The sequence below is a fragment of the Mesorhizobium sp. RCAM 05104 genome, assembly GCF_059683645.1.
Window position 1 is genome coordinate 876,372 of sequence record NZ_CM185033.1, and the last position, 18,428, is coordinate 894,799.

Sequence of the window (18,428 nt, forward strand, 5' to 3'; positions counted from 1 at the left end):
ACATATTATGCCTGTCCTTGGCTTTCGTCAACTCCGGGACAGGCCGGAGTTAGCGCTCCTGGTCGGTCGGCCTGATGACGATCTCGTTGACGTTGACGCGAGCCGGCTGACTGACCGCGTACAGGATGGCGGCGGCAACATCCTCGGCAGTCAGCGCTTCCATGGTGGCGAGGCGCTGATCGAGCCCCGCTTTCGAGGCGGCGTTGGTGATGTGATCGCCGAGCTCGGTGCGCACCAGTCCGGGTTCGATGACGGTGACGCGGACCTTGTCGGCATAGACTTCACGGCGCAGCGACTCGGAAAAGCCGACGACGCCGAACTTGGTCGCCGCATAACCACTGGCGCCGGGATTGGCGACGCGGCCGGCAACCGACGAGACGTTGACGATATGACCCTTTGCGGCCCTGAGATGCGGCAGCGCTGTCTTGGTGACGCCCATCAGCGCCAGCAGGTTGAGTTCCACCATCTGGCGCCAGTCGTCGAGCGTCGCCTCGGACGCCGGCGACAGAAGCATCACTCCGGCATTGTTGACGAGAATGTCGAGCCGGTCCCATTCGGCCACCACCTTGCCGATCATGGCGGTGACATCGTCATTGCTGGTGACGTCGGCCTCGATGCGCAGCGCCATGCCGCCGGCCGTTTCAATGCGCGCCGCCAGCGCCTCGAGCCGATCGGCTCGGCGGGCGGCGATCGCCACCTTTGCCCCGGCAGCGGCCAGCGCCGTAGCCGTGGCCTCGCCGATACCAGACGAAGCGCCCGTGACGAGGGCGACCTTGCCGGCGAGTGTAGAAGAAACAGTCATTGCGACATCTCCAAAAGACGCAGCCCCGATGCCCTTAGATAGGCCGCCCGCGGCCTCCTGGAAGCCCGCTTCGCGGTCAGATCTTATTCGTCGGGACCAGGCTCGGGCCAGGTTTCCTTGGCGGCTTCGGCGTACCAAAGGCGCATCGCGGGTGTTGAAAGCACGGCATCGACATAGGCACGGGTATCGGGCGCCAGCGTGCCGCCATAGGTGTCGAACCGAGTGACGACCGGCGCATACATGGCATCGGCCGCGGTGAAGTGACCGAACAGGAACGGGCCGCCCTTGCCGTATTTTTCGCGACACTCGCGCCACAGCGCCTTGATGCGCGCCCGCTGCGCCTCGCCTTCGGCGTCGAGCGGCTTGTGGTCCTTCGGTCGCCGCAAATTCATCGGCCAGCCATAACGCACCTCGCGGAAGCCGGAATGCATCTCGGTCGCCGCCGAGCGCGCCAGCGCGCGGGCGCCGATATCGGCCGGCCAGAGATTTTTCTCGGGAAACAGATCGGCAAGATATTCAAGGATGGCAAGGGTTTCCCAGACGATCCTTCCCTTGTGATTCAACACAGGCACCTGACCGGTCGGTGACACCTTTGCCAGGTTGGCGGCCGTCTCAGGCGTGCGCAGCCGTACAAGACTTTCCTCGAACGGTATCTCCAGATGTCTCATCGCCACCCATGGCCGGAGCGACCATGACGAAAAGCATTTGTTGCCGATGTAGAGCTTGAATTCCGCCAAGATGGTCTCCCCAAAATTTCGTCACATCAATCATTTGCGGCCTGGCAGCGGCCCTTGTGCCGCCGGAGAAGGCGAGGCCAACGACGGTCGAGCCATCGTCGCCCCGATCGGGAATGAAGGTCGGCGAAGGGTGGCCTGCTTCAGATGTCAAAACATTGACCGGCTCGACATCGTCGGCGACACAGCCGGCCGCCAGCAGGGAGACCGCTATCGCAAAGGCAAGACGAAGACGCATCGAATACCCCGGGCAGCCCTCACATCCGGCCCGCGCGGAACCTAGCCGCATTGCTCTGCCTTAGGCAACCAGTCGCGCGGCGGCAAATTGCGAGAGTTCGGAACCTAACGGGTTCAGGCCCGTTCTTGTCGGCGAATGAAAATCCCGGGAGATGCGCAAAATGGTGAACAAGGATCAGGTCGCGGGCGTGGCCAAGCAGGTCAAGGGCTCGGTCAAGCAGGCCGCCGGCAAGGCGACCGGCAACAGACAGACCGAGGTCGAAGGCGCGGCCGACAAGGTTGCCGGCAAGGTGCAGAAGGCCTATGGCGACGCGAAGGAAAAGGTCAAGAAGGCGCTCTGAGCCCCGGCGAGGAGTGCTTCTTTACAAAGGGAAAGGCGGCCGCCAAGGTCGTCTTTTTCATGTGCTCCAGCCCTTGCTGAAAGCATTGGTGAAGACGATCTCGCCATGGTCACCCGTCGCCTCGCCCAGCGCCACGTCCATGCCGTCGCTGGTCACCCTGGCCACGGCGAACCCACCCATATAGGCAGCCTTCGGCTTGAACAGGTCGAGCCCGTCACGGCGGTAGATCAGCGGCGTGTCGTGCTGGTGGCCGTGGAAGATGCCGGCGATGTTGTAACCCTTCAGAACCGCCAGCAGCGCCTGCCGGTCGGCCTCGCTCCACCAGTGCGGCGCGCCGGCGCCGTCATCGTCGTAGACCCTTTTGGCGGCATCCCACCGTTCTATTGAGAACTTGTCCCAGCCATAGTGCTGGAACAGGATTACCGGGCGCCCATCCGCCGCGTAGGTCGCCAGATCCTGCTTCAGCCAGGGCAGGCTCGAGTCGGCGCCATGGCCGGTATCTCCGGCGAAACGATGCATCTGGACGAGATGCAGGCCGCCCCAGTCCCATGAATAGCAGTCGGTGTCGACGTCGTAGTCGGTGGCAGGGACCGGCGGCTTGAAGAACACACCGGCGCGGTGATTGACCTCGACATAGTCGCGCAGTTCACGCCGGTACCAGTCGACATGATGGGGCGGTCCGTTCTGGTCGAGATCATGATTGCCAAGTCCGATGTAGACCGGCATGTGCACGCGATCGGGACCGACGCCTTGCTGATAGCGCTGGCTGAACTGGAGAAGCTGCGTGCCCTCGCTTGGTTGGGTGATCTGGCCGCCACCGTCGTCGGTCATGTCGCCGCCGACGACAAGGCCGAGCGGCGTGCCGATCCGGCTGCCAGCCGAACGCAGGCCAGTGGCGACGCCGCCAATCTCGACCGGCCAATCCTTGTCGCCGAGGCCGTTGAGCGCCGCAACATTGCGCAGCAATGCTGCGTCGGTCTTGCCCTCCTGCTGGCAGTTGGGACTCAAGCCGCTTGCCATGCGGCAGGCATGGACATCGGCGATAAACAGGAAGGTGGCGTCGATGGGCTGAACGCGCTGCCCGGTCTGGCCGAGCGCCGGGCGCGAAAGCGCACCAGTGGCAGCGAAACCCGCAGCCTGCGCCAGAAAGCTGCGTCGGGAAAACAATCGAGGCGAACGGCAATCCATCATGACTCGAATTTCAGCATGGAGAGCGGCCAGCCGTCCAGCGCGTCTCATCGCCGCCGTCATCGACATGGTCCCACGGGTCTGGCATGTTCCCCCTCAACTTGTGCGAGCATTGAGAGGACAAGATGAGAACGGCCTTTACCGGCATGATGTTGACCGCGATGCTGACCTCGAGCGCCGCGCATGCCGCTGGTTGCATCGACGCGAAGTCCGCCAAGAATGGTTTCGTTCTGGCGAGGCCCGGAATTCAGAGCGAGTTCCGGCCTGTGGCCGGCGGAATGGTTTCCGTCGTCAACACATACGAGTCGCAATCGCCGCAGACCCAGTTCCTCTTTGCCGGCCTGATCGAGGTGTTTCGCGACAGCGACACCGGCCGGCTGGCGATGATCCCGTTTTCCGATCTCAGAAAACTGTTTCCGCTGAAGACAGGCGCCAAGAGCACAATAGAGTTCGTCGAGCTGTCGCCGGACAAACAGCCGAAAAGCACCAAGACGCTGACCCTTGTCGTCAAGGGCAAGGAGACGTTCAGCCTGGGCGACTGCAAATACAATGTGCTGGCCGTCAACGAGACCTTCAAGAACGGGTCCGGCGAGACGCTGGATGCGTTCACCACGCTCTATGCGCCGGACCTGCAAGCTGCGCTGGCCAGACGCTACGATGAAGGCACTAGCGCGCAATCGGTGAACGGCTACGAGACGATCAAGCCACTGGCTGAGTAGAGACACTAAAGCGGCTTGGACGGAAGTTCGCAAGCAGCGGATTCTCAATGCCGCTGGCGATCTCGCCAGCAAGCAGTTCGCCCGCGATCAGGCCAAGCGTTGCGCCGCTGTGGCTGAAGGCAACGTAGTATCCCTCGATGTCCTTCAACTGGCCGAATACCGGCTCGCCGTCTCCGGGAATCGGCTTGGGGCCAACACCATAGCTTTCCAGTTCCAGCTTCGGATGGCCCTCGAGAACCTTCGAGGCTTCGTCGAGAAGCCCCTGAACAGTCGAATCCTTCACGCCATAAGTGCCGTCCGAATTGACGACCACCTCTTCTTCCGACCAGGCGGAATCGAGCGCGAGGGCTCCGTCCGGCGTCGGGCGGATGGCGACGCGCGGCGTGTTGAGCACGGCCCGAAGAGGCAAGCTCACCGGCTTGGTCCTGACCAGCAGCGCGATCGGCGTCCCATCGGCGATATGCTGGCCGGAGTCCGCAACCATTCGCGGCACATCACCGCCGGTCGCCAGCAGTACCGCGTCGGCGGCAAAGCTGATGCCGCTTGTCGTGGTGACGCCAGTGGCACGACCGTTGACGACAGTGACCGCGGCGCTTCCGGCATCGGTGACCAGTTGGCCGCCACGCTCCACGAATTCCGCAATCAAGATCTCGATCAGCCGCGGCAGGTCGACCCAGCCTTCGCCCGGATTGAAGATCGCACCCTGATGCGTGACAGCGCTTGCAGCGATACCCGGCGTGGCTGAAGCTACCGCGCCTGCGGACAGATGTTGGGCATCATAACCGAGGGCCTTTTCATGGGCGAAGACGTCCGCGATCTCATTCGAGGCGTCGTCCGCATCCCATGTCAGGCCGCCATCGAAACGCAGCCAGTCGGCATCCGGATATCGCGCCGACAGCGTCCGGTAGCGGTCGATGCCGATCATGCGCAGGCGATGATATTCAGCCGACCGCCTGCGCGCGGAATTGAGCCAGGCGAGCGAGCGGCCGGAAGCTCCCTTGGCGAGCGGTCCATCATTGACCAGGACGGTTTCGATACCGAGCCTTGCAAGATGAACGGCCGAGGAGACACCGAAAATGCCGCCCCCGACAACAATGACCTTTGAGACCGAAGGTAATGTAGCCATGGGATATTCTTTCACTGTGTGGAGGTTGGATTGGCGGCCGGGGCGAAGGCGTCTTGGTTTCCATGCGTCTCGGGGGCCGTGCGATGGTGCGATCAAAGCACTTCGGCAAGGAAGTGCTTCAGACGCGGGCTTTTCGGGGTGTCGAAGATCGCAGCAGGCGTGCCGACCTCGATGACGCGGCCTTCGTCCATGAAGACGACCTGATCGGCGACCTTGCGGGCAAAACCCATTTCATGGGTCACGACGACCATTGTCATGCCGCGCCGGCCGAGGTCCGCCATCAGGTTCAGAACGCCCTTCACCAGTTCCGGATCGAGGGCGCTCGTCACCTCGTCGAAGAGGATAACCTCCGGGTCCATCGCAAGCGCGCGGGCGATTGCCACGCGCTGCTGCTGGCCACCCGAAAGACTGCCGGGACGATGGTGTTTGCGGGCGGCAAGGCCAACATCGGCGAGGCGCGCCTCGGCGATGCGCTCGGCCTCCTGCACCGGCATGCCCTTGACCTTGGTCAGCGAGAGCATGACGTTTTCCAGGGCTGTATGGTCCGGAAACAGGTTGAAATGCTGGAATACCATGCCAACACGGCGGCGCAATTTTTCAGGCTTCATCGCCAGGATGCTCGCGCCATCGAGCAGCACGTCGCCGCCTTTGGGCTCGACCAGGCGGTTGAGGCAGCGCAACAGGGTCGACTTGCCCGAACCTGATGGACCGATGACGCATGTGACCGTGCCCGGCTTGACCGTCAGGCTGACGCCCTTGAGGACATCGAGATCGCCGTAGGCCATGTCGAGATCGGTGATGGCGAGACTGCCGCCCTTGAACCGGTGAAGCGCCGGGCTGCCTTCAGGGCTGGTCTCCGAAGGTGGACCGCTGACGGCGCTTTCCAGTTCGCTCACCTCGGCAAGGCCACTGGCGACGAGGCCGGCCTTTTGCTTTCCGACCCGCAGCGAGTTGTCGATGTGATTGACCACATGGGTCAACGGCACGGTGATGACGAGATAGAACACGCCGGCCAGAAGCAATGGCGAGAGGTTTCCGGTGACCACCGCCTGGTCCTGGCCGACGCGGAAAATCTCGCGCTCCGACGCGAGCAGACCGAGGAAATAGACAAGGCTCGAATCCTTGACGTTGCCGATGAACTGATTGACCAGAGCCGGCAAGACGCGGCGGATGCCTTGCGGTATCACGATCAGGCGCATGCCCTGCCCGTAGCTCATGCTGAGCGCCCTGCAGGCTTCCATCTGCCCGCGCTCGACGCTCTGGATTCCCGAACGGAAGATTTCGCCGATATAGGCGCCGGCGATCAGGCTGAGGGCGAGAATGCCGAGCGGATAGGGCGAAGGCCCGAAGATTTCACGGCCGATGCGGGCGAAGCCCTGGCCAATCAGCAGAATCGTGACGATCGCCGGAAGGCCACGGAAAATATCGGTGTAGATCCGGGCCGGAATGCGCAACCAGCGCGATTGCGAGATGCCCATGACCGCGAGGATCATGCCGAGAACAACGCCAAGCACCGTGGAAGTGGCGGCGAGGATCAAGGTGTTCTTCAATCCGATGGTGATCATGCTCGGCAGCACGTCGGCCATGGCCTGCCAGTCGAGGAAACTGCGGCGCAAGTTTTCAAGCCAGTTCATTCGGTCCCCTTTTCGATCGCGCTATTCGAGCCATCCGGAAATCAGGCGCAACAGCGTGTCGTCCTGCCGCCGGCCATCAAGGCCGGCGGCAGACGCGGTTACTTCTTGGGGAGATATTGGTCAGGCATCGGCGAGCCGGGGAACCACTTCTCGTAGAGCGTCTTCCAGGTGCCATCCTGCATCGCCGCATGCAGGGCAGTGTTCAGCGCGTCGCGAAGCTTGTCGTTGCCCTTACGCACGACGAAGCCTGCTGGCGCGTCGAAGGAAGGGATGTTCACTGCGATCTTCAAGTCCGGATAACGAACCCCATAATCCTTGGCTGCCTCATAGTCGAGGAAATGAGCGTCCACCGTGCCATTGTTGAGCGCCGAGACGGCCGAATTGTTGTCAGGAAATTTGACGAGATCCGTCCCGACAAAATTCTTCGCTGCATAGATTTCCTGCAGCGTACCCTGCACGACGCCAAGACGCTTGCCCTTGAGCCCGTCCGCCGAAGTTATCGCCTTGTCGGCGGTAAGCACCGACAGGTAGCCTGCGAGATAGCCGTCGGAAAAGTCGACGGTCTTCTTGCGCGCATCTGTCGTACCGATCGCGGCGACCGCCACGTCGAAACGCTCATTGGCAACCGAAGGCATCAGGGCCGAGAACTCCTGACCGGTGAAGATCACCTGATCCGGTTTGAATCCAAGGCGGCTCGCGACGTTCCGAAAGAGTTCAATATCGAACCCCGTGAACGTGCCATCCGCCTGCGTGAAAGCGTAGGGCTTCGCGTCTCCCATGGTCCCGACGCTGATAACCTTCGCATCGATAAGGCCATAGGGATTGTCATCCGCCGCGGCAGCCCGCGAAACCAAACCTGCTGCGATGCACACAATCATAAGAGCCATTGCGCCGGTCTGGGCCGGCGACATCAACGACTTGAGAATTCCAATCCTGCTCATGTCTTCTCTCCACTCTGAAGGTTTGTTCTTCTTGGCATTTGCGTTGAGCCCGTAATTTCACGCCTCATAACGTTCGTCGCCGCGACAGCGGCTTGCACGGCAGGCTCCCATCACGCCTCTTGGCTCACTCATTTTTTGAAAGAGACCGGTCTCTTGTTGTATGAGACCGGTCTCTTTGATAATCGTTATCGTCAGATTGACCTTCCGTCAACAACTCTTGTAGTCGTTTGTCCAATGAAAAAAACCGCGCCCAAGACCCGGTCGATAACAGTCAGCGACGTCGCCCGCGCGGCAAACGTGTCGAAAGCGACAGCCGCGCGCGTGCTCGGCGGATACGGCGTCGTCAGCGATATGATCCGCGCGGACGTCATGGCCGCGGCCAAGGCACTGGACTATCGTCCGAACGAGTTGGCCCGCAGCATGACGACCGGCCGGTCCGGCATCATCGGAGTGGTTGTCGGCGACATCGAGAACCCGTTCTTCAGCCTCGCGGTGCGTGGCATCAGCGACGCGGCAAGAGCAGCCGGTTTCAACGTCATTCTGGCCAACTCCGGCGAGAGGATCGAGGTTGAAAAGGCAGCCGTGCGGCTGTTGATCGGCAAGCGCGTCGACGGACTGATCGTCACGCCATCGGAATCGCGTGACATCTCACACCTGCGCGACATCCATCGTTCAGGCCGGCCGCTTGCCCTGCTTGACCGGGCGCTGCCCGATCTGGATGTCGATACGGTCACGGTCGACGATCGCGGCATCGCCATGCGGGCGACCCGCATTCTTGCGAATGCCGGCCACCGCAACATCGCCTATGTGACCGCGGTCGACGCCGAAGGGCATGAATACCGCGATCTCGGGCAAATCTACACCTCGTCGGTTCGCGAGCGTATCGACGGTTTCCTCACCGTGTGCCGAGATGCCGGAATTGAGCGGCCGGAAAGTTATGTTCGGCTTGGTGCAACAAGCCCCGCCGAAACACGCAGGGTTGCCGACAAATTGCTGTCCGGACCAAATCGGCCGACGGCAATCCTCGCCTCCGACAGCGTCATAGCGCTGGAGATCTTCAGGGTGATCCGCCAGCGCGGCCTGCGGATTCCCGAGGACATTTCGCTGATCACCTTCCATGATGCGGACTGGACGAGCGTGACAACCCCGCCCATTACCGTCATCGACCAGCCCGTCTATGCACTTGGCAAGAGTGTCGCGGAATTGCTCATCCGACGGCTGAAGGGAGATCAGCGCCCGGCGGAAAGGCTCATTCTGCCAACATCGATCGTCGAGCGCGGGTCTGTCGGCCCACCCTCGAACAGGAAGTTGTAGATGCCATCGTCAAGCGCGAGCAGCGCGGCCGCGATCTAGGTTTCACCCAGCGCCGCCAGGCAGTCGCGCAGCACGGCGGCGTCCTGCGCCGCCTTGGCCATCGACATGGCGCCGGAATAAGTGGCCACAACGAGCGCGGCGAAGCTCTGCGGGTCGATGCCCTGCTCCCTGCCCGCCCGCTGGTCGGCGCTGATCTTGTCGGCGATGGCCTGGCGCCACGCCGAAAAGATACCGGCAAGGGCGGCACGAAAATCCGGATCGGCCAGCGACAGTTCATGCGCCAGATTGTTGAGCGGGCAACCGCGCACGAAGCCCTGCTGCTCCAGTTGCGCCGCCACGGCCTCGAACACCGTTCGCACGCCCTCGCGTGCCGAATCCGCCGCCAGCACCGGCGCGATCCATGTCTCCTCGACCGCCGCTGCCACGCGCTCCTCGATCACCGCCAGCGCCAGCGCCCTCTTGGTCGGGAAATGGTGATGCAGCGCGCCGCCGCTGACACCCGCCGCCGCCATCAGATCGCCGAGGCTGGAAGCATGATAGCCTCGGACCTGAAACGACTCTTCGGCGACATCGAGCACTTTCTTGCGCATGCCTTCGGGGTCGTTGATGCGTTTGCGTGACCGAAGCCTTGGTTGAGCGGCAATCTCTGCTGACATTGCTCAACAATAGCATGTTGACAAAACAGGACAACCGGTCTGTTTATAAACAGGATGATCATCCTGTTTTGGAGACTGTCGATGGACCTACCTCGGAAAATCCCGCCGGAACTCGCAATGCCCGCCTCACCCGTGGTCGAACTGAGGCAGTACACATTGAAGCCCGGCAAGCGCGAGACACTCATCGACATCTTCGACGGCAAGCTGATCGAAGGCCAGGAAGAGGCCGGCATGACTGTCATCGGCCAGTTCCGGGATCTCGATCGCCCGGACATGTTCGTCTGGCTGCGAGGCTTCGACGGCATGGATGCGCGCAAGGATGCACTCGCCGCCTTTTATGGCGGGCCGGTCTGGGCGGCGCACAGCAATGCGGCCAATGCAACGATGATCGATTCCGACGATGTGCTGCTGCTGAGGCCTGCGTGGCTGGGCGCCGGCTTCGACCTCTCTGGTGCGTCGCGGGCCGGCATGCCTGCCGGCGAAAAACCAAGCCGGAACAAAGCTGTGGCTGGCATCGTTGTCATCCGGATTCATCACTTGCGGCGCGGCACCGAAATCGGTTTTGCCAATCGCTTCGAGGTTGAAATGGCGCCGCTGATGACGGCACCCGGTATACGCCAGCTCGCCGCTTTCATCACGGAGCATGCCGAAAACAGCTTTCCACGCCTGCCGATACGGGCGAGCGAGAACGTCTTCATTTCCGTTACCGGCTTCGACAGCACCGAGGCGCATGCCAGCCATGAAGCCGCCCTCGCCGCCTCGCCAGCGTGGCAGGCCTTTTGGCAGGCCGCGCGGCCTGACCTGACCAAACCAACGGAGACCTTGCGGCTATCGCCCACTTCGCAATCGTTGGTCGGGTGGAACTCTTAGCCTGTAAAGGCGTCAATGACGGCCCTGGCGACAAGGGCCGGATCTTCCCAATGCGGGTTGTGGCCACAGTTCTCGGCTCGGACGAGGACGGCTTCGGGAAGAGCCCCCAGCAATGCCTGCTGATGCGCCTTGCCGAACAGCGGATCGCGCGCGCCGGCGATGATCAGAGTTCGGGCCCGCACTTGTTGTCCGGCCTGCACGGCCTTGCCGCCGAGGGATGCCGACGAAATCGCACTTGGCGTCACCGCGCTGATCGACGGGCTTTGGCTGCGGCTCGGCTCGCAGCCGGGCAGCGTCTCGCGCGAACAGGCGATCCTCCAGGTCAAGAATTATGTCGCAGGGCGGCTGGCCACGAGGGAGCCCGTGACCGCCGGCGCGTAATCAGTCTCGACTGGCTGGCCGGCCGAATTTGATGCGGGTGACAAACGCCCTATCGCGCCGGCCAACCAGTCGCAGGCTTGCGCCGCTGGAGACCGGACTTCAGATTGCCACCGGCAGCCATATGGCTTTCGAGCAGACGGGCCCATGCCGCCACCGCAGCCGAGCGCGTCAGGTGGGTTTGCGCGAAGCGCTGCGCTTCTTCCGCTATTTCGGCCTCCATCTTCGGATTGGCACGCAACCACTCGATGCGCTCGACCAGATCGGACATGTCGCGTGCCACCGGGACATAGTGACGAAACGGCTCGATACTGTCGAAGAACCATTCCCGCCAGGGCCGGTCCTGCAACAGCACGACGCGTTTCGTGTGCAGCAGCATCTTGAAGCGGCCACTGTAGCCCGCACCCTCGACATCGATCATATATCGGTAGGTGGCAACCTGGTCTTCCATCGACCTGAACGTTGCCGAATATCGATTGATGGCAACGTCATAGTTTGGCTCGGTGTCGTACGCCTCCAGGAGATCGGGCCGGGCCGCTGCGATCTCGACTATCCTTCTGCGGGCGCCGTTCATGCAGCGCCCTGCCCAGAACAGCCTGTTATCGCGTGGCGGCCCGTCCGACGCAGCCGCCATCGCCCGCGTCTTCTGATCGTAGTCGTCGAATTTTGCGTCCGGCCAACCATCGAAAACGAAATCCGGCGCGGCCACTTCGCCATAGCCGTCTGCCTGGGAGAATGCGAAGCGAGTGCGGAAATAGCGATGCCTTCTACGGGAGGGCGTATCGCCGAGGAGCATGTGGAATGGCGGTACGCTGCGGACGCCAAGGGACGCCAAGGCCTCGGCAACGAGGGCCAATACTTGCCTGTGCCTTTCTAGCCAGGCGGCGCGAGAGCGCACCAAGAGCTTTCCGTTGTCGAGATCGGCAGTAGATCTCGCCTCGATTAAGCCCGGGCAGCAGGCGCCTCTCAACTTCGACAACATCGACCGGCAAGGGAAGCTTCTGGGCTCCCGTCTCAAGAGGTACCATTTTCAGCAATGCTCTTGCAGAAAGTATTTCGATCGGAAGCCCGCGTTGCCTGACTTAAACTTGCGCGGCTCCTCGATCAAGGCGGCTATCCTGTTCGCGCCCCAGATGCAAGCTGCGTCATCTGGCAATTCAACACACCAGAAGGCTGGCAAGGGTCGAAGTTCATACCGTGGGATAGGTCGATACCTTGACCACGGCCGTGAATCCGCGGTGCTCTCGAGGTGACCAGAGCGGTCCCGGAGCGTCCAATGAGACTGAACAACAAACGCGCGCTGATTACCGGCGGATCGGACGGCATCGGCCTTGCAATCGCCGAAGCTTTCTTGCGTGAAGGCGCCGACATCACGATCGTCGGTCGCGACGCCGGGAAACTCAACGGCGCTCGCGAAAAACTGACGGCTTCCGGCTCGGTTGGCACTGTGGAGATATTGTCGGCCGATCTTGCCGCCGGCATCGGCATCGAGGCCGTCATCGATCTGGTGAAAAGGTCCGGCCGACGTCTTGACATTCTTGTCAACAATGCGGGAGTGGCTTTCCTGGTGCCGTTCGCTGATGTCAGCGAGGTTCAGTTCCAGCAATCCTTCGCTCTCAACGTGACGGCGGTGTTCTTCCTCACCCAGGGCCTGCTGCCACATCTCGCAACCGGCGCATCGGTGATCAACATTTCCTCCTATTTCGCCAACAAGATGATCCCAAAGCGGCCATCAAGCCTCTATTCGCTGTCGAAGGGCGCGTTGAACTCACTGACCAAATCGCTGGCCTTCGAGCTCGGCCCACGCGGCATTCGCGTCAACGCAATCGCGCCTGGCACAGTCGATACCGCCATGCGGCGCAGGACAGTCGACAATCTGCCTGCCGAGGCAAAGGCGGAGCTGAAGGCCTATGTCGAGCGCAGCTATCCGCTGGGCCGCATCGGCCGTCCCGATGACCTCGCCGGCATGGCGGTTTATCTGGCCAGCGATGAGGCCGCGTGGACCAGCGGTGGCATCTTCGCTGTCGACGGCGGCTATACCGCCGGGTGACTGTGCGGATCAGTCCCTTGCGTCCGCCTCGGACATGCCAAGGCGCTTGACCAGACTTCCCATCCCGCGTCCCGCACCGTTATAGATCCGAGGCGTAGTTCAGACACTCGTTGTGCCATGTCATCAAACGATCCGCTGATCCTTTTCTACACGACGTTCTTCGGCAAGCCTGTCGACATCGCGTCCATCCATTGTGAAGGGCGGTGGACGCTGGACAAGCGTCGGCTTTCCGAGGCGGCGGCGGTCGTCTTTCATATTCCGGACTTTCGCGAATTCGGCGACGCCTACAAATACCCCGGCCAATATTGGGTGGCCCGGTCGATGGAAAGTCGCCAGAACTACAAACGCGTCACCAATCCGGATGTCATGAGGCATTTCGACATGACGATGACGCACGAAACATGTTCCGATGTCTGGATGCCCTATCTTCCCCGGGCTCGCGGATGGCAGGAGATGGTTGCCAGACCGATCGCCGCGAAGACGGAAGAGGCGCCCGTTGCGCTGTTCCAGTCCGCGCCCGTCAACCGCAGCGGCCGCATTGATTTCACGGCCGAGCTTTCGCGCTATATCAAGATCGACTCCTACGGCCGACACTTTCACAATCGAGCGATCAGTGGCCCGGATCTTGGCCGGGAATCCAAGATTGAAACCATTGCGCGGCACAGGTTCTGCCTGGCGCTGGAAAATTCAATCGAGCCCGACTACGTCACCGAGAAGATCTACGATGCATTCGACGCTGGCACGGTACCGATCTACCTTGGCGCGCCGAATGTCGATGAATTCGTGCCTGCCAATTCTTACATCGACGCCAGCGCCTTCCCGAGCGCCAAGGAGCTGGCGGCCTATCTCCAGCACCTGATCGAAACGCCTGAGGACTACGAGGCCTATTTCGCCTGGCGCTCGAAGCCGCTGCCCGACAGCATCGTGAAACGTCTGCCGGGACTGGAAACCCCCACCTTCTGCCGATTGATGAATCTCGTGCGTCAACGCCGGGAAGAGCGGCCGCATCCGCCATCCGGACGGCCGACTCTTCCTTTCGGCCGCGTCTCCTTCCTGCGCACCCGGTTGCGCCGCTGGAAGAAAACGATCCCGAGCTGACGATTGAGGCATAAGGGTGAAGGAGGAATGCTCCTTCAGCCGTTTGCATTCCTGCCGCCCGCAATCTGCCATGCGGCAGGCCGCTAGGCGCCGGCAATTTCAGTGGCGGCGCTTTCCACAAATCCAAGAGCACCGACCGCCTCCAGGATCTGGTTACGAACCCAGCGATGAGGTGGCTCGTCGTCGTGGCGCGCGTGCCAGTACATCCTGATTTCAGGAACAGCAATGGGAAGCGGCGGTTCGAAGATGACGAGCGGAAGGGTCCTCGCGGCCCAAACGGCGAACTGCCTGGGAACCGCTGCAAGGTAGTTTCCGTTTGCCACTGCCAACGCGACAGCCTGAAAGTGCGGCAGTGCCAGGCTTACACGACGCGTTCGTCCGAGCTTGCCGAGCGCCTCGTCGGTGGAACCCGACATCGAGCCGTCGATAGAGCGAAGAACGTGGGGCAGTTCGCAGAAAAGCTCGATCGGCAGAGCTGCGCCGTCCGCGATCCCCGCCTGTCTGATCGCAGCATTGTCCCCCGCGGCGATGATGACGAATGGTGAATGGAACAGAGGCGTGCTGGAGACCCAGTCGGAGACCTCCAGCGGACGCTCCAGTGCTGCGTCGATTTCATCCTCCTGGAGCAGCCGCGAAACGTCGCCGCGCGCGCTATCGAGAAACCGCAACGACACACGCGGCGCGATACCCGCGATGCGCGCCGCCAGCGTTGGCATCAGCAGCATGGAAAAGAAATCCGCACCCATCAGCGTGAAGGTTCGCTCGAGTTCCGCCGGATCGAAGTTTTTCGTGGACTGGAAGACACGTTCGATTTCCCGCAGCGCCACGCGCAACGGCTCCGCCAGGCTCTCGGCGCGCGGCGTCGGCATCATTTCGTTGCCGTGGCGCACGAACAGCTGGTCGTTGAGAGCATGCCGCAAGCGATTGAGCGCGGCGCTGACGGCAGGCTGGCTGAGGCCGATCTGCTCGCCGGCACGCGTAACGCTTCTTTCCCGAAGGAGGGCGTCGAACACCCTGACGAGATTGAGGTCGAGCGCGTTCAAATTCATCGCATCAATTCGCCCCATACGATCATTCGATTTCCGTCGCCGGCATGTCCTTGGTTAGGTCGCCATCGGCGCCGCCCAGTCGGCACAGGCAACAATAGGAAATAGGAGCATAGAACTCATGACAATGACCCCTGGGACGATCACAGGCAAGGAACTCTTCTGGTTCAACAACACGCTCGTCGCGATCCACATCTCATCGGCCGCGGGAGAAGACGGCATCTGCGTCGTCGAACATCGCATGCCGTATGGCGACTCTCCGCCGCTTCATGTGCATCGCCGCGAAGACGAAGTGTTTCACGTCCTGGACGGGAGATTGCGCTTTCAGATCGCCGGCCACGAACACATTGCGGACGCCGGCGAAACCGTCATTGCGCCGAAAGGCCTGCCGCACACCTACAGGGTCGAGTCGCGCGAAGGAGCGAGTACCCTGACCGTCACGCGCGGTGCGGATTTCGAAACGCTCCTGCGCCAGGCGGGCCGCCCCGCCGAACAGCCGGAGCTGCCGCCGCAAGTGGAACCGACGCCGGAAATCATCGCGGCACTGGTGCAGCTCTGTGCAAAGAATGGCATCGACATCGTAGGCCCACCGCTTGCCTGACTGGCCGTTCAGGGCATTCACTTCGGCAAGCCGACGCGCCTTCCCTTCTCCCTTGCGGGAGAAGGTGGAGGCGTTCAACCGATTTGCATCATTTGCGCCCGAAATCTCCGCTTGAAGCCGTTTGTGCAACGCGATACGCCGTTGCCGACTTCGACAAGGAGAGAGCCGTGAGCACGCCAAAGACCAGAACCGAAACCGATACGTTCGGTCCCATCGAGGTCGCCGCCGACCGCTATTGGGGCGCGCAGGCGCAGCGTTCCCTCGGCAATTTCAAGATTGGCTGGGAAAAGCAGCCGGCTTCGATCGTGCGCGCGCTCGGCATCGTCAAGCGGGCGGCGGCGGAAGCCAATATGGAGCTGAAGCGGCTCGACCCGGCGATCGGCAAGGCGATCATCGCGGCGGCGCAAGAGGTGATCGACGGCAAGCTCAACGAGCATTTCCCGCTGGTGGTCTGGCAGACCGGCTCGGGCACGCAGTCCAACATGAACGCCAATGAGGTGATCTCCAACCGGGCGATCGAGATGCTGGGCGGCGTCATGGGCTCGAAGAAGCCGGTGCACCCCAACGACCACGTCAATATGAGCCAGTCGTCGAACGATACTTATCCGACGGCCATGCATATTGCCTGCGCCGAGCGCATCGTGCACGATTTGTTGCCGGCGCTGAAGCATCTGCACAAGGCGCTGGACGCCAAGGCCAGGGCCTTCAACCACATCATCAAGATCGGCCGCACGCACACGCAGGATGCCACCCCGCTCACCCTGGGCCAGGAATTCTCGGGCTATGCGGCGCAGGTCGCCTCCTCGATCAAGCGCATCGAGATGACGCTGCCCGGCCTGCAGGAACTGGCGCAGGGCGGCACCGCCGTCGGCACCGGCCTCAATGCGCCCGTCGGCTTCGCCGAAAGGGTGGCGGACCGCATCGCTGCCATTACCGGCATCGCCTTTGTCACGGCACCGAACAAGTTCGAGGCGCTCGCCGCCCACGATCTCGATGGTGTTCTCGCACGGCGCCATCAATGCGGCGGCGGCGGCGCTGTTCAAGATTGCCAACGACATCCGCTTCCTCGGCTCGGGCCCGCGCTCGGGCCTCGGCGAACTGTCGCTACCGGAAAACGAGCCGGGCTCCTCGATCATGCCGGGCAAGGTCAATCCGACCCAGTGCGAGGCGATGACGCAGGTCTGCGTGCAGGTGTTCGGCAACAATGCCGCACTCACCTTCGCCGGCAGCCAGGGCCATTTCGAACTGAATGTCTACAACCCGCTGATGGCCTACAATTTCCTGCAGTCTGTGCAGTTGCTCTCCGACGCTTCGGTCTCCTTCACCGACAACTGCGTCGTCGGCATCGAGGCGCGTGAGGACAACATCAAGGCGGCACTCGATCGCTCGCTGATGCTGGTGACGGCTCTCGCCCCGACCATCGGCTACGACAACGCCGCCAAGATCGCCAAGACCGCGCACAAGAACGGCACCACGCTGCGCGAGGAAGCGCTGGCAACCGGGCTGGTCAGCGAAGCCGACTACGACCGGCTGGTGCGGCCGGAGGACATGACGCACCCGGGATGATCGCAGGAACGTTACCTACGGTGAACGATGTGTCGCCGCATTCGCGTCTTTGGTGAACAGTCGACATGGGCTATCTGCAGGGCATCAACCCCATTCGGAGTACCACCATGTCCCTCAACACTTCCGTCGCCGGTTCCGGCACCGCTTCCAATGCCTCGGCCACGATCCTGGTCGGCCGGGTGCTCCTGTCGATCCTTTTCATCCTGTCGGGCTTCGCCAAGCTGACCGCGATCTCGGCCACCGCCCAGTGGTTCGGCAGCATCGGGCTGCCGCTGCCGACGGTGGCTGCCGTTGGTTCCGGCCTGCTTGAATTGTTCGGCGGCCTCGCCATCCTTGTCGGCTTCCAGACCCGCATCGTGGCGATCGTACTCGCCATCTTCACGCTGGCCGCCACGGCGGTCGCGCACCTCAACTTCGCCGACCAGATGCAGATGCTGATGCTGCAGAAGAACCTCGGCCTCACCGGCGGCTTCCTGCTCCTGGCAGTGCTCGGTGCCGGCGCCTATTCGGTCGACGCCAGGCGCGGCTGAACAACACCTTCAAATACCTGAAACAAAGGCGGCGCGGAATTTTCCGCGCCGCTTTTTCGTTGTCGATGCACAGGCCCACACGTCTCGATCCGCCAGGCGGGATTTGCGACCGCATTGCTGATAGGATCAAGGCGTCGAGGTGAGCAGTCGGCCGATCGGCCCTGCCTGATCGACATCGGAGGTGACAAGCATGCCCCGCAACGCCCTGCTTCTGCTTTCCCGGCTGCTGCTCGCCGCCCTTTTCGTGCCTTCCGGCTTCCAGGCGCTTTCCGATATTGCCGGAACGACGAGCTATTTCGCCAGCCTCGGCCTGCCGCTGCCGACGCTCGCCGCATGGGGCACGGGCCTGTTCGAGCTGATCGCCGGGCTGCTCATCCTGGTCGGTTTCCAGACCCGGATCGCGGCGCTGCTGCTCGCCGCCTTCTGCATCGTCGCCGGCTTCATCGGCCATTACGGCCAGGGTGGCGGTGACGCGATGCTCGCCTTCCTGCACTCGCAGATGCTGATGAAGGACATCGCCATATCAGGCGGTTTCCTGGCGTTGGCAATGGCCGGCGCCGGCGCCTGGTCGGCCGACGGGCGCGCTTCGGCGTAAGG

At 62.3% G+C, this 18,428-nt stretch carries 20 protein-coding genes and 1 pseudogene; 11 read left to right on the forward strand and 10 right to left on the reverse strand.

The window, feature by feature from the left end; genetic code table 11:
- Positions 1-49: 49 nt before the first annotated feature.
- Positions 50-802, reverse strand: coding sequence for an SDR family NAD(P)-dependent oxidoreductase (locus tag AC56QP_RS04675; protein ID WP_489860737.1), 753 nt, complete (start codon positions 800-802; stop codon positions 50-52).
- A gap of 83 nt (positions 803-885) precedes the next feature.
- Positions 886-1,539, reverse strand: coding sequence for a glutathione S-transferase family protein (locus AC56QP_RS04680; RefSeq protein WP_489860736.1), 654 nt, complete (start codon positions 1,537-1,539; stop codon positions 886-888).
- 386 nt (positions 1,540-1,925) lie between these two features.
- Here AC56QP_RS04680 and AC56QP_RS04685 point away from each other — a divergent pair, with 386 nt between their 5' ends.
- Positions 1,926-2,114, forward strand: coding sequence for a CsbD family protein (locus tag AC56QP_RS04685; RefSeq protein WP_489860735.1), 189 nt, complete (start codon positions 1,926-1,928; stop codon positions 2,112-2,114).
- Between the two features lie 57 nt (positions 2,115-2,171).
- On the opposite strand, the gene AC56QP_RS04690 is transcribed toward AC56QP_RS04685, so the two are convergent.
- The gene (locus tag AC56QP_RS04690) at positions 2,172-3,305 is read right to left on the reverse strand and encodes a metallophosphoesterase (protein WP_489860734.1); all 1,134 of its coding nucleotides are present in this window, start codon (positions 3,303-3,305) and stop codon (positions 2,172-2,174) included.
- Between the two features lie 122 nt (positions 3,306-3,427).
- Between AC56QP_RS04690 and AC56QP_RS04695 the strand changes: the two genes are divergently transcribed.
- Entirely contained in the window at positions 3,428-4,021 is a 594-nt protein-coding gene (locus tag AC56QP_RS04695; protein WP_489860733.1) for a hypothetical protein, read from the forward strand.
- Here AC56QP_RS04695 and AC56QP_RS04700 read toward each other — a convergent pair.
- The 3 genes from AC56QP_RS04700 to AC56QP_RS04710 all read right to left on the reverse strand — a co-directional run bounded on the left by AC56QP_RS04700 (position 4,002) and on the right by AC56QP_RS04710 (position 7,668).
- Complete coding sequence (locus tag AC56QP_RS04700) at positions 4,002-5,147, reverse strand: NAD(P)/FAD-dependent oxidoreductase (protein WP_489860732.1); 1,146 nt, start codon at positions 5,145-5,147, stop codon at positions 4,002-4,004. The two genes, AC56QP_RS04695 and AC56QP_RS04700, sit on opposite strands and share 20 nt — an antisense overlap.
- Positions 5,148-5,239: 92 nt before the next feature.
- Positions 5,240-6,781: an amino acid ABC transporter permease/ATP-binding protein gene (locus AC56QP_RS04705; protein ID WP_489860731.1), complete on the reverse strand. Its 1,542-nt coding sequence runs from the start codon at positions 6,779-6,781 to the stop codon at positions 5,240-5,242.
- A gap of 98 nt (positions 6,782-6,879) precedes the next feature.
- Positions 6,880-7,668, reverse strand: coding sequence for an ABC transporter substrate-binding protein (locus AC56QP_RS04710; protein ID WP_489863683.1), 789 nt, complete (start codon positions 7,666-7,668; stop codon positions 6,880-6,882).
- A 288-nt stretch (positions 7,669-7,956) separates the two neighbouring features.
- On the opposite strand from AC56QP_RS04710, the gene AC56QP_RS04715 reads away from it, so the two are divergent.
- Positions 7,957-9,036, forward strand: a complete 1,080-nt coding sequence (locus AC56QP_RS04715) for a LacI family DNA-binding transcriptional regulator (protein ID WP_489860730.1) — start codon at positions 7,957-7,959, stop codon at positions 9,034-9,036.
- 35 nt (positions 9,037-9,071) lie between these two features.
- On the opposite strand, the gene AC56QP_RS04720 is transcribed toward AC56QP_RS04715, so the two are convergent.
- Positions 9,072-9,626 carry a TetR/AcrR family transcriptional regulator gene (locus AC56QP_RS04720; RefSeq protein WP_489860729.1) on the reverse strand — a complete coding sequence of 185 codons (555 nt, stop codon included), beginning with the start codon at positions 9,624-9,626 and terminating at the stop codon, positions 9,072-9,074.
- 147 nt (positions 9,627-9,773) lie between these two features.
- Between AC56QP_RS04720 and AC56QP_RS04725 the strand changes: the two genes are divergently transcribed.
- Entirely contained in the window at positions 9,774-10,562 is a 789-nt protein-coding gene (locus tag AC56QP_RS04725; RefSeq protein ID WP_489860728.1) for an NIPSNAP family protein, read from the forward strand.
- On the opposite strand, the gene AC56QP_RS04730 is transcribed toward AC56QP_RS04725, so the two are convergent.
- Positions 10,559-10,744: an alpha/beta fold hydrolase gene (locus AC56QP_RS04730; RefSeq protein WP_489860727.1), complete on the reverse strand. Its 186-nt coding sequence runs from the start codon at positions 10,742-10,744 to the stop codon at positions 10,559-10,561. The genes AC56QP_RS04725 and AC56QP_RS04730 overlap by 4 nt on opposite strands.
- Positions 10,745-10,766: 22 nt before the next feature.
- Here AC56QP_RS04730 and AC56QP_RS04735 point away from each other — a divergent pair, with 22 nt between their 5' ends.
- Positions 10,767-10,943 (forward strand): TetR family transcriptional regulator C-terminal domain-containing protein, encoded by a 177-nt coding sequence (locus AC56QP_RS04735; RefSeq protein ID WP_489860726.1) that lies wholly within the window; start codon positions 10,767-10,769, stop codon positions 10,941-10,943.
- Between the two features lie 49 nt (positions 10,944-10,992).
- Here the strand turns inward: AC56QP_RS04735 and AC56QP_RS04740 are convergent, their stop codons facing one another.
- Positions 10,993-11,796 (reverse strand): glycosyl transferase family 90, encoded by an 804-nt coding sequence (locus AC56QP_RS04740; RefSeq protein ID WP_497100765.1) that lies wholly within the window; start codon positions 11,794-11,796, stop codon positions 10,993-10,995.
- Between the two features lie 420 nt (positions 11,797-12,216).
- Between AC56QP_RS04740 and AC56QP_RS04745 the strand changes: the two genes are divergently transcribed.
- Both AC56QP_RS04745 and AC56QP_RS04750 read left to right on the forward strand, forming a co-directional pair.
- A complete protein-coding gene (locus AC56QP_RS04745) occupies positions 12,217-12,990 on the forward strand; it encodes an SDR family NAD(P)-dependent oxidoreductase (RefSeq protein ID WP_489860724.1) in 774 nt (257 codons plus the stop codon).
- Positions 12,991-13,107: 117 nt separating this feature from the next.
- Complete coding sequence (locus AC56QP_RS04750; RefSeq protein WP_489860723.1) at positions 13,108-14,088, forward strand: glycosyltransferase family 10 domain-containing protein; 981 nt, start codon at positions 13,108-13,110, stop codon at positions 14,086-14,088.
- 83 nt (positions 14,089-14,171) lie between these two features.
- Here the strand turns inward: AC56QP_RS04750 and AC56QP_RS04755 are convergent, their stop codons facing one another.
- A complete protein-coding gene (locus tag AC56QP_RS04755; protein ID WP_497100764.1) occupies positions 14,172-15,137 on the reverse strand; it encodes a LysR family transcriptional regulator in 966 nt (321 codons plus the stop codon).
- A gap of 118 nt (positions 15,138-15,255) precedes the next feature.
- Here AC56QP_RS04755 and AC56QP_RS04760 point away from each other — a divergent pair, with 118 nt between their 5' ends.
- The 4 genes and pseudogenes from AC56QP_RS04760 to AC56QP_RS04775 all read left to right on the forward strand — a co-directional run bounded on the left by AC56QP_RS04760 (position 15,256) and on the right by AC56QP_RS04775 (position 18,426).
- Complete coding sequence (locus AC56QP_RS04760; protein ID WP_489860721.1) at positions 15,256-15,735, forward strand: cupin domain-containing protein; 480 nt, start codon at positions 15,256-15,258, stop codon at positions 15,733-15,735.
- 167 nt (positions 15,736-15,902) lie between these two features.
- A pseudogene (fumC, locus tag AC56QP_RS04765) lies at positions 15,903-17,301 on the forward strand (class II fumarate hydratase).
- Between the two features lie 107 nt (positions 17,302-17,408).
- Positions 17,409-17,831 (forward strand): DoxX family protein, encoded by a 423-nt coding sequence (locus tag AC56QP_RS04770; protein WP_489860719.1) that lies wholly within the window; start codon positions 17,409-17,411, stop codon positions 17,829-17,831.
- Positions 17,832-18,021: 190 nt separating this feature from the next.
- Complete coding sequence (locus AC56QP_RS04775; RefSeq protein ID WP_489860718.1) at positions 18,022-18,426, forward strand: DoxX family protein; 405 nt, start codon at positions 18,022-18,024, stop codon at positions 18,424-18,426.
- Positions 18,427-18,428 lie beyond the last annotated feature (2 nt).